This window comes from Ruegeria sp. BJ5 (assembly GCF_056537865.1).
On sequence record NZ_JBQFSH010000003.1, the window covers coordinates 345,664 to 359,757 of the forward strand.

Consider the following 14,094-nt stretch of genomic DNA (forward strand, 5'->3'; position numbering starts at 1 on the left):
CCCGCTGGGCCTGATGAGCGGCACGGCGCTTGCCTAATGCGCCTCGGCCCAGTTGGCGCCTTTGCCCGCATCCACCGTCAGTTTCACGTCCAGCTTCACCGCCGGATCGGGCGCGTTTTCCATCACGTCTCGGGCAATCTCGATGGTCTGATCCACCGCGTCTTCGGCCACCTCGAACAGCAGTTCGTCGTGCACCTGCAGCAGCATCTTGGCCGGCAGCCCGTCGATCGCCTCGGGCATCCGCACCATCGCCCGGCGGATCACGTCCGCCGCTGTGCCCTGGATCGGCGCGTTGATCGCCGCCCGGCGGGCAAACCCCGCATGCGGCCCCTTGGCATTGATTTCTGTCGTGTGGATCTTGCGCCCGAACAGGGTCTGCACATAGCCATGCTCTTTGGCAAACGCGATGGTGTCATCCATATAGCGCCGGATGCCCGGGAAGCGTTCGAAATATCGGTCGATGAAGCCCTGCGCCTCGGCCCGCGGAATGCGCAGGTTGCGCGCCAGACCAAAGCCCGAAATGCCGTAGATCACGCCGAAATTGATCGCCTTGGCCTTGCGGCGGATCTCGGGCGTCATCTCGTCCAGCGGCACGTCGAACATTTCCGACGCGGTCATGGCGTGAATGTCCAGCCCGTCGGCAAAGGCCTGTTTCAAGGCCGGAATATCGGCGATATGCGCGAGGATGCGCAGCTCGATCTGTGAATAGTCGAGCGACACCAGCACGTTGCCCGGCTCGGCAATGAAGGCCTCGCGGATGCGGCGGCCTTCTTCGGTGCGCACCGGGATGTTCTGCAGGTTCGGATCGGTCGAGGCCAGACGCCCCGTGTTCGCCCCGGTGATGGCATAAGACGTATGCACCCGGCCCGTATCGGGGTTGATATGGGTCTGCAGCGCGTCGGTATAGGTCGATTTCAGCTTGGACAGCTGCCGCCAGTCCAGCACCCGGCGCGGCAGCTCATGCTCGGTCGCAAGATCTTCCAGCACGTCGGCGCCGGTCGAATACTTTCCGGTCTTGCCCTTCTTGCCGCCCTCAAGACCCATCTTGTCGAACAGGATCTCGCCCAACTGCGCGGGCGAGCCGACGTTGAAGGTTTCTCCGGCCAGCTCGTGGATTTCAGCCTCTAACCCGGCCATTTTCTGGGCAAAGGCGTTCGACATGCGGCTCAGCACATCGCGATCGACCTTGATGCCATGCATCTCCATCTCGGCCAGAACCGGCACCAGAGGGCGTTCAAGCGTTTCATAGACGGTGGTCACCTGAGCCCGGTGCAACTGCGGCTTGAACAGCTTCCACAGGCGCAGGGTGATGTCGGCATCCTCGGCGGCATAGGCGGTCGCCTCGTCGATCGGCACCTTGTCGAAGGTGATCGCCGATTTGCCCGAGCCCAGCAGCGGTTTGATCGGGATCGGCGTGTGGCCCAGATAGCGTTCGGACAGGGTGTCCATGCCGTGCCCATGCTCGCCCGCATGCATGGCATAGGACATCAGCATCGTGTCGTCGATCGGGGCCACATCCACGCCGTAGCGCGCAAAGATCTTGGCGTCGTATTTCATGTTCTGCCCGATCTTCAGGATCGACGGATCCTCGAGCACCGGCTTGAGCATCTGCAGCGCCTCATCCAGCGGCATCTGCCCCTCGGCCAGCGCGTCCGAGCCGAACAGGTCGTCGCTGGCCCCGTCGCGGTGGGTCAGCGGGATATAACAGGCCTCGCCCGGCTCGATGCAGAGCGAGATGCCGACCAGATCGGCGATCATTTCGTTTAGGCCCGTGGTCTCGGTGTCCACGGCCAGCCAGCCGCGCTCATAGGCCTGATCGTTCCATTTCCGCAGCGCGGCCGCATCGCGCACGCATTCGTATTTGCTGGAATCGAACGGAATGTCTTCGGCCTGCGGCTCATCTGCCGCCGGCGCCGGAGTATCCGCGATCACCGGCGGTTCGACGCCCAGCTTGTCGGCGATCCGCTTGGTCAGAGTGCGGAACTCCATCTCGGCCAGAAACTCCATCAGCTTGTCCGGATCGGGATCGCGCAGCTCCAGATCATCCAGCGTGAAGTCCAGCGGTGTTTCGCAATCCAGCTGCACCAGCCTTTTCGACAACTCGATCTGATCTCGTTTCTCGATCAGGGTTTCGCGGCGCTTGGGTTGCTTGATCTCCTCGGCGCGGTCCAGCAGCGTCTCCAGATCGCCGAACTCGTTGATCAGCAGCGCCGCCGTCTTGATCCCGATCCCCGGCGCACCCGGCACGTTGTCGACGCTGTCACCGGCCAGCGCCTGCACATCGACGACACGCTCAGGATAGACGCCGAATTTCTCGAACACTCCCTCGCGGTCGATGCGCTTGTTCTTCATGGCATCCAGCATCTCGACACCGTCGCCCACCAGCTGCATCAGGTCCTTGTCGGAACTGACGATGGTTACCCGCCCCCCGGCCTGGCGCGCCTGGCAGGCCAGCGTGGCGATGATGTCGTCGGCCTCGTACCCCTCCAGCTCTTTGCAGGCGATGTTGAAGGCCTCGGTCGCCTGCCGGGTCAGCGGGATCTGCGGGCGCAGGTCCTCGGGCATCGCCTCGCGGTTGGCCTTGTAGAGGTCGTACATGTCATTGCGGAAGGTGTGCGAGCCCTTGTCGAAGATCACTGCCAGATGGGTCGGCGCATCGGGGCCGTGGTCGCCATCCACGTAACGCTGCAGCATGTTGCAAAAGCCCGAAACGGCGCCAATCGGCAACCCGTCCGATTTCCGCGTTAGCGGCGGAAGGGCGTGATAGGCGCGAAAGATGAAGGCCGATCCGTCGATCAGATGCAGATGGCAGCCTTTTCCGAATCCCGTTGTCATCGCGCGCCCTTTCCCTCGTCTTTGCCAACCCAACTCATGGCATGGGCGCGCCGTCAGGGCCACCCGTCACGCGTGGCCGTCTGCTGTGTTCGGTCAAATTCTTCCGACCCGACAGGCCATGGGTGGTCAGGCCGCTGCTTCGTGCCCCTTCAGCACGTACTTGCAATCGCAATAGGGGCACTCGACCCAGCCCTGATCCTCGGGGATCTGCAACCAGACGCGCGGATGGCCCAGCGCGCCCTCGCCGCCATCACAGGCGACACGGCTTGTCTCGACTATCTTGGTTTCCGGAGCTTCGATTGTCACGGCGTGCGATCCTTCACTGGTTGTCGGCCTCGCGGGCATGCATTAGGTGCGTTTATGAGGTATCAGGAAACCGGGGGCAAGAGCCAGCAATGACCGATGCAGCGATCAGCCTTCGCGGCCTGCGCAAAACCTATCGCGGCAGCAAGGGCCAGCCCGAGAAACACGCGCTGAAGGGCATCGACCTGGATATCCCGCGCGGGTCGGTCTTTGGCATGCTGGGGCCGAACGGCGCAGGCAAATCGACCCTGATCAACATCCTGGCGGGGCTGGTGATCAAGACCGCCGGCCAGGTGACGATCTGGGGCTATGACCAGGACCGCAACCCGCGCCAGGCCCGCGCCGCCATCGGCGTGATGCCGCAGGAACTGAACCTCGACCCGTTCTTCACCCCGCGCGGCGCGCTCGAGGTTCAGGCGGGGCTCTATGGCGTGCCGAAATCACAAAGACGCAGCGACGAGATTCTCAAACTGGTCGGCCTCAGCGACAAGGCCGAGGCCTATGCCCGCACACTGTCGGGCGGGATGCGGCGTCGGCTGCTGCTGGCCAAGGCACTGGTGCACCACCCGAAAATTCTGGTGCTGGACGAACCCACCGCCGGCGTGGACATCGAGCTGCGCCAGATGCTGTGGGCCAATGTGCGCAAGCTGAATCAGCAGGGCATGACCATCATCCTGACCACCCATTACCTGGAAGAGGCGCAGGAAATGTGCGACGAAATCGCCATCATCAACCACGGCGAGAAGGTGGCGCAGGACAGCACCGCCAACCTGCTGGGCCGCATGGACGGACGCACCATGGTCATCACCCCCGAGGCCCCGGTAACCGCCCTGCCCGCCGCCCCCGGCGTTCAGGCCAGCCTGCGCGACGACGGCAGCCTGGCGCTGCACTACCGCAGCCCGGAAACCAGCGCCGAGCAAGTGCTCGAGGCGGTCCGCCAGGCCGGCATCCGCATCCGCGACGTGCGCACCGAAGAGGCCGATCTCGAGGACGTGTTCCTTGCCCTCACCTCCTCGCGCGCCGACGATGCCCCGGCCGACGATCAGGACCAGCCGCGCCGGGGCCTGCACCGGGTCAAGCTGTGACCCGGTCGATCCGCGCCTGATAGCAGTTGTTCCGGGCCGAGCGTACATGGATATAGGCCACCTCGGGGCGGGCAAGTATTGCATCCACCGCCGCGCTGATCCGTCCGGTGGGTGTCACGACGCCGGTACCGTAGACAATCCGGTCATCGCGGCCATAGCCCTTGATCAGATAATCGGGCGATGAGGTCAGAACCTCTGGCAGATCAGTCCCTTGATACCGTTCACAAGGGCTTGCACACAGAAAGATCGGCCCCGTTTCGGCATAAGGATGTGTCTCTGCAAAAGGCCGATGGGCCAGAATCAGCATTTCTGCACCTTCGGGAATGTGCTGCAAGCAATGGCGGCACGGATTTCCGGTTCCGGTTGATACCGCGCGTTCAGGCGCGTGTCCGTAGGCATCGGGCGCGCCTGCCTGAAAGGCGCGTACTTCGTCGGTGGGCAGGGCGGTGATCTTGAACATCTCGAGTCTCCTTTTGTTGCCCTGACAATGCGCCTGCCACACGCGGGCAGACGACCCGTTTCCTGCGCAATGCAGACAAGGACTCGAAAAAGAACAAAACAAGAATATAATGACGACTCGCCATGTATGCCGAGCTATCGATCACGTCGAACTTCACCTTTCTCACCGGGGCCTCGCACCCCGAGGAGTACATGGAGCGCGCCGTCACCCTGGGCCTGCCCGCCATCGCCATCGCCGATGACAACTCGGTGGCGGGCATCGTCCGCGCCCATACCCAGGCGCGCGAGATCGCCCGCAAGGTGCGTGAGCGCCGCGCGTGGGAGGAGCAGAACACGCCCATCGGCCCGCCCTGCCCCGATCACATCCCGAAACCGCCCTCGTTCCCGGTGCATGCGGTGCCGCGCCTGATCCCGGCGGCGCGGCTGCTCTTTACCGACGCCCCGCCCGTCACCGCCCTGCCCATCAACCGGCAGGGCTGGGCCAACCTGTGCCGCCTCCTGTCCACCGGACGGCTGCGCGCGGCCAAGGGCGACTGCATCCTGCACCTGTCCGACCTGCTGGAGTTTTCCGACGGCCTCCACCTGCTGCTCTGGCCACAGGCGGGCCGTCCGACCGGCGGCGCGAGCGGGTGGCGGACACAGGCGCAACAGCTGACGCGCCGCTTTACCGGGCGCATGCATTTGCTGATGCATCCGCGCTATGACGGAGCGGATTCGGCGTTTTTCCATTTGTTAGAGACTGAATCGTGCCATCTGGGCCTGCTCACCATCGCCAGCGCCGCGCCGATGATGCATCACGGCTCGCGCCGCCGGCTGGCCGATGTGCTGACCGCGATCCGGCTGCGCCGCAAGGTGGACGATCTGGGCCGTCACGCGCTGGCCAATGGCGAACAGCGCCTGCGCTCGGAACCCGAGATGCTGCGCATCTTCAAGGGGCACGAAGGCGCCGTGGCTCGCGCGTATGCGCTCAGCGAACAGCTCACCTTCTCGCTGGACGAGCTGCGCTATGAATACCCCAGCGAGGTCAGCGGCACCGAAACCCCCGCCCAGCGCCTGCATCGTCTGGCGCATGAGGGGTTGAAATGGCGCTATCCCGCTGGCGCACCCGAAAAGGTCAAGGCGATGCTGGCGCATGAGCTGACCCTGATCGGCAAGCTGAAATACGAGCCCTATTTCCTGACCGTCCGCGACATCGTGCAGTTCGCCCGCGGCCGCGGGATCCTGTGCCAGGGGCGCGGCTCGGCGGCCAATTCGGTGGTCTGCTATTGCCTGGGCGTCACCTCGGTCAGCCCCGAGATGGGCACCATGGTCTTTGAACGCTTCGTCTCCGAGGCGCGGGACGAGCCGCCCGACATCGACGTGGATTTCGAACATGAACGCCGCGAAGAGGTGATCCAGCACATCTATGAACGCTATGGCCGCCACCGCGCGGGGCTGTGCGCCACGGTGATCCACTATCGCGGCAAGCGCGCCATCCGCGAGGTGGGCCGCGCCATGGGCCTGACCGAGGACACGATTTCCGCCCTGTCCTCGCAGCTGTGGGGGTTCTTCTCGACCGCGGGGCTCGAGGCGGAACGGATGCGCGAGATCGGCCTCGACCCCGAGGATCGACGATTAAAACAGACTCTAACACTGGTGTATGAGATCAACGGCTTCCCCCGCCACCTGTCCCAGCATGTGGGCGGGTTCATCATCACCGAGGGCCGTCTGGACGAGCTGGTGCCCATCGAGAACGCCACGATGGAGGACCGCACGGTCATCTGCTGGGACAAGGACGACATCGACAGTCTGGGCATCCTCAAGGTCGATGTCCTGAGCCTTGGCATGCTGACCTGCATCCGCAAGGCCTTCGACCTGATCGCCCAGCACCATCAGACGAGTTACACGCTCGCCACCCTGCCGCCCGAGGACCCGGCGGTCTATGACATGCTGTGCCGCGCGGATTCGGTCGGCGTGTTCCAGGTGGAATCACGTGCGCAGATGAACTTCTTGCCCCGGATGCGGCCGCGCAATTTCTATGACCTGGTGATCGAGGTCGCCATCATCCGCCCCGGCCCCATCCAGGGCGACATGGTGCATCCCTATATCCGGCGTCGGAACGGCGAGGAGGAGGTCAGCTTCCCCTCGGACGCGCTGGGCGAGGTGCTGGGCAAGACGCTGGGCGTGCCGCTGTTTCAGGAACAGGCGATGCAGATCGCCATCGTCGGCGCGGGCTTCACCCCCGAACAGGCCGACCGGCTGCGGCGGTCGCTGGCGACCTTCAAGAAGCACGGCAATGTCAGCGAATTCCGCACCCTGTTCCTGCGCGGGATGCAGCGCAACGGCTATGACGCCGAATTTGCCGAGCGCTGTTTCTCGCAGATCGAGGGGTTCGGCTCCTACGGCTTCCCCGAAAGCCATGCGGCCAGCTTTGCGCTGCTGGTCTATGCCAGCGCCTGGATCAAGTGCCACCATCCGGGGATTTTTGCCTGCGCGCTGCTGAATTCGCAACCAATGGGGTTCTATGCCCCCGCCCAGATCGTGCGCGATGCGCGCGAGCATGGCGTGCAAGTGCGTCCGGTCTGCATCAATGCCAGCTTCTGGGACAACGTGATGGAGCCAGACGGCCATGGCGGGCTGGCCCTGCGGCTGGGCTTTCGCCAGATCAAGGGCCTGAGCGAAGAGGACGCCAGTTGGCTGACCGCCGCGCGCGGCAACGGCTACCACCAGGTTGACGACGTCTGGCGCCGCGCGGGCCTTGGCCCCTCGGTGATCGAGCGTCTGGCCGAGGCCGATGCCTTTGCCGCCTGCGGCCTGACCCGGCGCGAGGCGCTGTGGCAGGCCAAGGCGATCGCCACCGCCAAACCCCTGCCCCTGTTCGCGCAGGATCTGGAAGGCGAGGCGCTGGACGAACCCGCCGCCCATCTGCCGCAGATGTCGCTGGGCGAGCAGGTGGTCGAGGATTACGTCGCCACCCGCCTGAGCCTGCGGGCACACCCGGTGGCCCTGTTGCGGCACCTGCTGACGCCGGGGCAGCGCGACAATTCCGCCCCTGCATCCGGGCCGGAAAACGCGGTATCTGCCCTGAACAGAGCCTGAATCGAAAGCCTCGACCATGACCCGGCCCGTGATGCCCCCACGTTTTCCCGCCACGCCCGACCAGATCCGCGCGCAGGTCACCGCATTCTACGCCCGCGTCCGGCAGGACGCCCTGCTGGGCCCGATCTTCAACCGCCACGTCACCGACTGGCCCGCGCATGAGGACCGGATCGCCGCCTTCTGGCGCAACGCCATCCTGTACGAGCGCGGCTACAGCGGCAATCCGCAGCGTGTGCATATCGAGCGTCCGGACGTGAAACCCGAAATGTTTGCCCATTGGCTGGACCTGTTCGAAGAGGTCGCCCACGGCACCCTGCCCCCGGAAACGGCCACGCCCTGGGTGGCGCTGGCCCGACGCATCGGCGCGGGGATGCAGGCCGGTGTCGCGGCCGCCCGCCAACCGGCCGGGGCTCCGCCGATCCTGCGCTGAACGGCCGGCCCCGCGGGGATGTTAGCGGTAAAGTTTGGACTATCCGACTCTGCCGATTGGGTTTAATCAGACCTCAGACACCTGCCACAGCATCCAACCGCCCGAGACCAGCCAGATGAGCACACAGAACTCGACCCTGCAGGGACTTGGCTTTGCCTTTCTCGGGTTTGCCGTCTTTGCCACCCATGACGCACTGATCAAGACGCTGGGCGGCACCTATTCCGTGCTGCAGATCATCTTTTTCGCCACGCTGTTTTCCTTTGTGCCGATGGCGGTCACGATTCTGGCGGACAAGGCCACCGGAAACTTCCTGCCCCGCCATCCATGGTTGGTCATGCTGCGCTCGGGGCTGATGGTCACGGGTATGTCCTGCGCATTCTACGCCTTCTCAGTCCTGCCCCTGGCCGAGGTCTATTCGCTGCTGTTTTCCTTTCCGCTGATCGTCACCGTCCTGTCGATCCCGATACTGGGCGAGGTCGTGCGCGCCCAACGCTGGGCCGCGGTGGGCGTGGGTCTGATCGGGGTGCTGATCGTCCTGCGGCCCGGCGCGACCGAGATCACCCTGGGCCACCTTGCCGCCCTGACGGCCGCCTTCTGCAGCGCCTTCGCATCCGTACTGGTGCGCAAGATCGGAAACGAGGAACGCTCGGCGGTGCTGATTCTATATCCGATGCTGCTGGCGATCGCGGTCATGAGCCTGGCGCAACCGGCGGTCTATCAGCCACCTTCGCTGATCCATCTGGCGATGATGGCCTTGGTCGGCGTGTTCTCGGTGATCGCCCAGCACCTGATCATCCTGGCCTATCGCGCGGCGCCCGCTGGCGTGGTCGCGCCCAGCCAGTACAGCCAGATCATCTGGGCCACGATCTTCGGCGCAGTGTTCTTTGGGGAAAAGCCCGACAAATGGGTGGCCGTGGGGGCCGCGATCATCATCGCATCGGGCATCTTCGTCGTCTGGCGCGAAAGCCGGGCAAATGTATCGCCGAACAAGCCGGTTTTGCGCGTCCGCTCGCCGCGCTCTGACACCGGCGCCTCGGCGCGGCCAGGGTCGTAGTGCGGCTGCTACTGATCTTTAAGCCTGATCTTCAGGCCGCCGTTTTCACCTGTTTCCTCGAATTTCCCGGTGGCTCGTACCAAGTCGCTCAGCCGCTTGAAGCCATAGGTTCGCGTATCAAAATCCGGATAGTTCATGCTCAGCTGACTGCCTACCCAGCCAAGGCCCGCCCATCCGTCCGGTTCCTCGGATTTGAGCACGACATTCCGGATTAACTGGAATGCATGATTTATCTCTTTTTTGAGCTGAGCTGTCTTTGCCCTCTCGCCGCCATTCGTTTCTTCCTTTTTGATGTTCTCAATGCGAATGAAGCGGTTGCAGGCGTTTTTGAAGGCGCTGGGCGTCTTTTCCTCGCCGATCCCGAACACGCTCAAACCCTGCTCGCGGATGCGGCTGGCCAGGCGGGTGAAATCGCTGTCGGATGACACCAGAACGAACCCGTCGAAGCGGCCCGAGTGCAGAATGTCCATCGCGTCGATCACCAAGGCGATGTCTCCCGCGTTCTTGCCGGTTGTGTTGGCAAATTGCTGGTGCGGTACGATGGCGTATTCCGCCAGTTTATCGGCGCTCCAGCCCTGCGGGATACCGCCGGAAAAATCGCCGTAGATCCGGCGCAGACTGGCCTCGCCCAGTGTGGCAACTTCTTCGAAGATTTCGGCGACGTGTTTTGCCGGAACATTCTCGGCGTCAATCAGAACGGCAAGTCGTTCTGTGGTGGTGTTGGTCAACTTGGTCTCTCAATTCAGACGTAAAATTCTGAACTGAACATAGGAGGAAAAGCGGGCGGGTGTAACCCCGCCCTTGCAATTTCCGGCCTCAGTAAATCACCACCGACCGGATGCTTTCACCCTTGTGCATCAGGTCGAAGCCGGTGTTGATGTCGTCCAGACCCATGGTGTGGGTGATCATCGGGTCGATCTCGATCTTTCCTTCCATATACCAGTCGACGATCTTGGGCACGTCCGTGCGCCCACGCGCGCCGCCGAAGGCGGTGCCGCGCCACGACCGACCGGTGACCAGCTGGAACGGACGGGTCGAGATCTCGGCCCCTGCGGGCGCCACGCCGATGATGATGGATTCGCCCCAGCCCTTGTGCGCCGATTCCAGCGCCGCACGCATCACCTGCACGTTGCCGGTGGCGTCAAAGGTGTAATCCGCACCGCCCTTGGTCAGGTTCACCAGATAGGGGACAAGATCGCCCTCGACCTCGGAGGGATTGACGAAATCGGTCATGCCGAATTTTTTGGCCATCTCGACCTTGGCGGGGTTCAGATCGACGCCGACGATCTGATCGGCCCCGGCCAGACGCAGGCCCTGAATCACGTTCAGGCCGATGCCGCCCAGACCGAACACGATGGCGCGGCTGCCGATTTCAACCTTGGCGGTGTTGATCACGGCGCCGATGCCGGTGGTAACACCACAGCCGATATAGCAGATCTTGTCGAACGGCGCGTCCTCGCGCACCTTGGCCAGCGCGATTTCCGGCAGGACCGTGTGGTTCGAAAAGGTCGAGCAGCCCATGTAGTGCAGGATCGGATCCCCATCCAACGTCGAAAAACGCGAGGTGCCGTCGGGCATCAGGCCCTTGCCCTGCGTCTCGCGGATCGCCTGGCACAGGTTGGTCTTTGGGTGCAGGCAGTATTCGCACTCGCGACATTCGGGGGTGTAGAGCGGGATCACATGATCGCCCGGCTTCAGGCTGGTCACGCCCGGGCCGACCTCGACCACCACGCCGGCGCCCTCGTGGCCCAGAATTGCCGGAAACAGGCCTTCGGGGTCGGCGCCCGACAGGGTGAATTCGTCGGTATGGCAGATGCCGGTGGCCTTGATCTCGACCAGAACCTCGCCCGCCTTGGGGCCTTCGAGGTTCACGTCCATCACTTCCAAGGGCTTGCCCGCCTGAACGGCGACGGCGGCACGGGTTCGCATGTTGCTTGTCTCCCTGTCTTGTTTGACCCGACCCTGCGTCAAATACAGGGTGTTTTCAACTGCGCTTTCATGGCAGTCTCTGTAAGCTTTTGATATTTCAGAAACGACATTGCCGAAAAGAGGAGCGCCAATGTACCGGTTCATCCCGATCCTGATCGTCCTGGCCGCCTGCGCCGAAACCGACCTGCCCGAACCGGGCTCTGCCGAGGTGGATGTCGCCCCGGTGGATCTGGCCTTCTGCAAGGGCGAACCGTTTGCCCAGTCCGTGGGGCAACCGGTCTCGACCATTCAGGCCAGCCTGCCGGAACGGAGCCGCGTTCTGGGCCCCGATGACATCGCCACGCAGGATTACCGCATCGACCGGCTGAACGTCTATGTGAACGGAGCCGGGGTCATTCAGCGGCTGACCTGCGGATAAGGGCGGACTCGACTCGGGGCATGATTCTCAGATAAGAACAAAGTGAGAACACTTTGATGTCTGCCCGATGCCCAAACGCCGAATACTCTCGCTGTGGTTTCCCCGTTTGGGGGCCGAACGGCTGATCCGCGCCGCGCGGGGCCTGCACTCCGGGCCGCTGGCGGTGGTGGCCGAACAGTCGAACATGCAGGTCATCACCTCGCTGAACACTGATGCACAAGCAGCCGGTCTGCGCGTGGGCCAGCCGGTGCGCGATGCCCATGCCATGTGCGCCGCCCTTGTGACCCGCCCCCGCAACGCCCCGGCCGAGGCCGCTTTTCTGACCGCGCTGCGCCGCTGGGCGGGCAAGTTCAGCCCCTGGGTCGCCGAAGAGTCCCCCGATGGCCTGATCGTCGATCTGTCGGGCTGCGCCCATCTGTTCGGCGGCGAAGAGGCGCTGCTGGACGTGATCGAGACCGACTGCGCCGACATGGGGCTGAGCGTGCAGATGGGCATCGCCGACACGCTGGGCGCGGCCTGGGCGCTGGCGCGCTATGCCGGGCAAGAGGCCACCTCGGACCGCAATGGCGACGCCATTTCCCAAGAGGCCCGCGCCACCCGCGCCCGGGCTGGCAAACGGCGGCACTGGACCAAGGGCGGCGGCGCGCCGCAGGTGGTGGCCGCGGGCGGCGGGGCCCGGATCGCGCCGCCGGGGCAGGCCTATGGCGCGCTCAGCCCCCTGCCCATCGCGGCGCTGCGGCTGGACGACCAGACCGTGGCGCAGCTGAACCGGCTGGGCCTCCGGCGGATCGGCGACCTGTTGGGCCAGCCGCGTGCCAGTTTGGCCCGCCGGTTCGGGCGCGGGCTGGTGCTGCGGCTGGATCAGGCGATGGGCAGCGCACCCGAGCCGGTCTCGCCCGCGCGGCCCCCGCATCACTTTGCGGTGCGGATGACCCTGCCCAACCCGATCGGCCTGGCCGAGGACGTGATGGCCGCCATCGACCGGATGCTGCCGACCCTGTGCACGCGGCTGGAAGAAAAGGCACGCGGGGCGCGGACTCTGCGGCTCGAGGCGCACCGCACCGATCAGGCGGCCGAGATCGTCGAGATCGGGCTGGCCCGCCCGAGCCATGACAAACACCGCATTCGCCCTTTGTTAGAGATGAAAATCGACCAGATCGACGCGGGCTATGGAATCGACATGCTGCGCCTTGCGGCGGTGCAGACCGAGCCGGTGCATGCCCGCACCCTGACCGGCCATGCCGAAGCCAGCCGCGCCGTCCGCAACCGGCTGGAGGGGAACACCGCGCTGGACGACCTGATCGGCAAACTGGGCGCGCGGGTGGGGCTCGAGGCGATCACGCGGCAGCACCCGGCGGCCTCGCACATCCCCGAGAAAACCGCCCAGACGCTGGCGGCGGCCTGGTCGGAACCGGCGCGCGACTGGCCCGCCCCGCCGCGCCCGCGCCCCCTGCTGATGTGGCGGCCCGAGCCGGTGATGGCCCCCGACCGCCCCGATGTGCCCGCCAATTTCCGCTGGCGCGGGCGCGACTGGCACCTGGCGCAGGCCACCGGCCCGGAACGGATCGCCCCGGAATGGTGGCTGGATGACCCCAACTGGCGCAGCGGCGTGCGCGATTACTGGGTGGTGGTGACCGAACAGGGCGAGCGGCTATGGCTGTTCTACGGCCATGGCGGCACCATGTCGGCGGGCTGGTTCTGCCAAGGACGCTTTGGTTAGAGTCTATTTTCCGCGATAGACCAGAAGATCCGGAAGGTAATCGATCAGCCGGATGACCCACGAGAACGGCGCCGGAAAGTCGGTACGGAAGCGCCGGCGCGCCATTGCGCGCAGCACGCGCTGCGCGGCGTCTTCGGGCTCCATCAGCATCGGCATCTTGAAGCTGTTCTTGTCGGTCAGCCGGGTCTTGATGAACCCCGGATTGACGATGCGCACCGTCACCCCGGTTCCCGCCAGGTCATGCCGCATCGTTTCGGCCAGCGAGACCAGCGCCGCCTTGCTGGACCCGTACCCGATCGCCGCAGGCAGTCCGTGATAGCCCGCCAGCGACCCGATCAGGGTAATGTCGCCACGTCCCGCCTGCACCATGGCCGGCACGGTTTCCCCCAGAACCCGCAGCGCGCCTGAATAGTTCACGTCGCTGACGGCCAGCGCGGCTTCGGTCTTCCAGTCCTGCGCGCGCATCGGCTCATAGGCCCCGGCGTTGTAGACCAGACCGTCCACCGGGCCGACCTCGGCCACGGCGCGGCGCACCTGCGCCAGATCGGTCACGTCCAGCGGCACCGCACGGGCATGAGGCAGCGCAGCGCAGATCTGCTCCAGCCGCTCGGCATTGCGCGCGGACAGCACTAGGTGCGCGCCCTGACCGCCCAAGGCTTCGGCAAGCATCCGGCCCAGACCTTCGCTGGCGCCGATGATCCAATAGGTTTTTCCGTCAAAACTGCTCATGCCGGGCGGTTCGCATGTGCCGAAGCGTGAACAGCCGCGGTCTTGGATTGGGTT

The 14,094-nt window shown here is 64.8% G+C and carries 12 protein-coding genes; 6 read left to right on the top strand and 6 right to left on the bottom strand.

Features of this window, described 5'->3' with window-relative positions; genetic code table 11:
• Positions 1-33: 33 nt before the first annotated feature.
• Both polA and ACR0NY_RS12425 read right to left on the bottom strand, forming a co-directional pair.
• Entirely contained in the window at positions 34-2,835 is a 2,802-nt protein-coding gene (gene polA, locus ACR0NY_RS12420; protein ID WP_170369060.1) for a DNA polymerase I, read from the bottom strand.
• 126 nt (positions 2,836-2,961) lie between these two features.
• Positions 2,962-3,141, bottom strand: coding sequence for a zinc-finger domain-containing protein (locus tag ACR0NY_RS12425; protein WP_093964387.1), 180 nt, complete (start codon positions 3,139-3,141; stop codon positions 2,962-2,964).
• An 89-nt stretch (positions 3,142-3,230) separates the two neighbouring features.
• Here ACR0NY_RS12425 and ACR0NY_RS12430 point away from each other — a divergent pair, with 89 nt between their 5' ends.
• On the top strand, positions 3,231-4,223 hold the full coding sequence (locus ACR0NY_RS12430; RefSeq protein WP_170369059.1) for an ABC transporter ATP-binding protein: 993 nt from the start codon (positions 3,231-3,233) through the stop codon (positions 4,221-4,223).
• Here ACR0NY_RS12430 and ACR0NY_RS12435 read toward each other — a convergent pair.
• Positions 4,213-4,683, bottom strand: a complete 471-nt coding sequence (locus ACR0NY_RS12435) for a DUF1203 domain-containing protein (RefSeq protein WP_170369058.1) — start codon at positions 4,681-4,683, stop codon at positions 4,213-4,215. The two genes, ACR0NY_RS12430 and ACR0NY_RS12435, sit on opposite strands and share 11 nt — an antisense overlap.
• Before the next feature lie 122 nt (positions 4,684-4,805).
• Between ACR0NY_RS12435 and ACR0NY_RS12440 the strand changes: the two genes are divergently transcribed.
• From ACR0NY_RS12440 to ACR0NY_RS12450, 3 genes are all read left to right on the top strand, one after another.
• Positions 4,806-7,760 (top strand): error-prone DNA polymerase, encoded by a 2,955-nt coding sequence (locus tag ACR0NY_RS12440; protein WP_170369057.1) that lies wholly within the window; start codon positions 4,806-4,808, stop codon positions 7,758-7,760.
• A 16-nt stretch (positions 7,761-7,776) separates the two neighbouring features.
• Positions 7,777-8,190, top strand: a complete 414-nt coding sequence (locus ACR0NY_RS12445) for a group III truncated hemoglobin (protein WP_170369056.1) — start codon at positions 7,777-7,779, stop codon at positions 8,188-8,190.
• Positions 8,191-8,305: 115 nt separating this feature from the next.
• Positions 8,306-9,244: a DMT family transporter gene (locus ACR0NY_RS12450; protein WP_170340936.1), complete on the top strand. Its 939-nt coding sequence runs from the start codon at positions 8,306-8,308 to the stop codon at positions 9,242-9,244.
• A gap of 8 nt (positions 9,245-9,252) precedes the next feature.
• Here ACR0NY_RS12450 and ACR0NY_RS12455 read toward each other — a convergent pair whose 3' ends face one another.
• On the bottom strand, positions 9,253-9,972 hold the full coding sequence (locus ACR0NY_RS12455) for an NYN domain-containing protein (protein ID WP_170340934.1): 720 nt from the start codon (positions 9,970-9,972) through the stop codon (positions 9,253-9,255).
• An 88-nt stretch (positions 9,973-10,060) separates the two neighbouring features.
• Positions 10,061-11,173 carry an S-(hydroxymethyl)glutathione dehydrogenase/class III alcohol dehydrogenase gene (locus ACR0NY_RS12460; protein WP_170369055.1) on the bottom strand — a complete coding sequence of 371 codons (1,113 nt, stop codon included), beginning with the start codon at positions 11,171-11,173 and terminating at the stop codon, positions 10,061-10,063.
• Positions 11,174-11,303: 130 nt separating this feature from the next.
• On the opposite strand from ACR0NY_RS12460, the gene ACR0NY_RS12465 reads away from it, so the two are divergent.
• Together ACR0NY_RS12465 and ACR0NY_RS12470 are read left to right on the top strand one after the other, a co-directional pair.
• A complete protein-coding gene (locus tag ACR0NY_RS12465; protein ID WP_170369054.1) occupies positions 11,304-11,591 on the top strand; it encodes an I78 family peptidase inhibitor in 288 nt (95 codons plus the stop codon).
• A 67-nt stretch (positions 11,592-11,658) separates the two neighbouring features.
• The gene (locus ACR0NY_RS12470) at positions 11,659-13,311 is read left to right on the top strand and encodes a Y-family DNA polymerase (protein WP_170369053.1); all 1,653 of its coding nucleotides are present in this window, start codon (positions 11,659-11,661) and stop codon (positions 13,309-13,311) included.
• Positions 13,312-13,314: 3 nt separating this feature from the next.
• Here ACR0NY_RS12470 and ACR0NY_RS12475 read toward each other — a convergent pair whose 3' ends face one another.
• The gene (locus ACR0NY_RS12475) at positions 13,315-14,040 is read right to left on the bottom strand and encodes an SDR family NAD(P)-dependent oxidoreductase (RefSeq protein WP_170340920.1); all 726 of its coding nucleotides are present in this window, start codon (positions 14,038-14,040) and stop codon (positions 13,315-13,317) included.
• Positions 14,041-14,094: the final 54 nt, after the last annotated feature.

Coding starts and splice junctions, on each gene's coding strand:
- polA (WP_170369060.1), bottom strand. CDS start 2,835: ATGACAACGGGATTCGGAAAAGGCTGCCATCTGCATCTGATCGACGGA.
- ACR0NY_RS12430 (WP_170369059.1), top strand. CDS start 3,231: ATGACCGATGCAGCGATCAGCCTTCGCGGCCTGCGCAAAACCTATCGC.
- ACR0NY_RS12435 (WP_170369058.1), bottom strand. CDS start 4,683: ATGTTCAAGATCACCGCCCTGCCCACCGACGAAGTACGCGCCTTTCAG.
- ACR0NY_RS12440 (WP_170369057.1), top strand. CDS start 4,806: ATGTATGCCGAGCTATCGATCACGTCGAACTTCACCTTTCTCACCGGG.
- ACR0NY_RS12445 (WP_170369056.1), top strand. CDS start 7,777: ATGACCCGGCCCGTGATGCCCCCACGTTTTCCCGCCACGCCCGACCAG.
- ACR0NY_RS12450 (WP_170340936.1), top strand. CDS start 8,306: ATGAGCACACAGAACTCGACCCTGCAGGGACTTGGCTTTGCCTTTCTC.
- ACR0NY_RS12460 (WP_170369055.1), bottom strand. CDS start 11,173: ATGCGAACCCGTGCCGCCGTCGCCGTTCAGGCGGGCAAGCCCTTGGAA.
- ACR0NY_RS12465 (WP_170369054.1), top strand. CDS start 11,304: ATGTACCGGTTCATCCCGATCCTGATCGTCCTGGCCGCCTGCGCCGAA.
- ACR0NY_RS12470 (WP_170369053.1), top strand. CDS start 11,659: ATGCCCAAACGCCGAATACTCTCGCTGTGGTTTCCCCGTTTGGGGGCC.
- ACR0NY_RS12475 (WP_170340920.1), bottom strand. CDS start 14,040: ATGAGCAGTTTTGACGGAAAAACCTATTGGATCATCGGCGCCAGCGAA.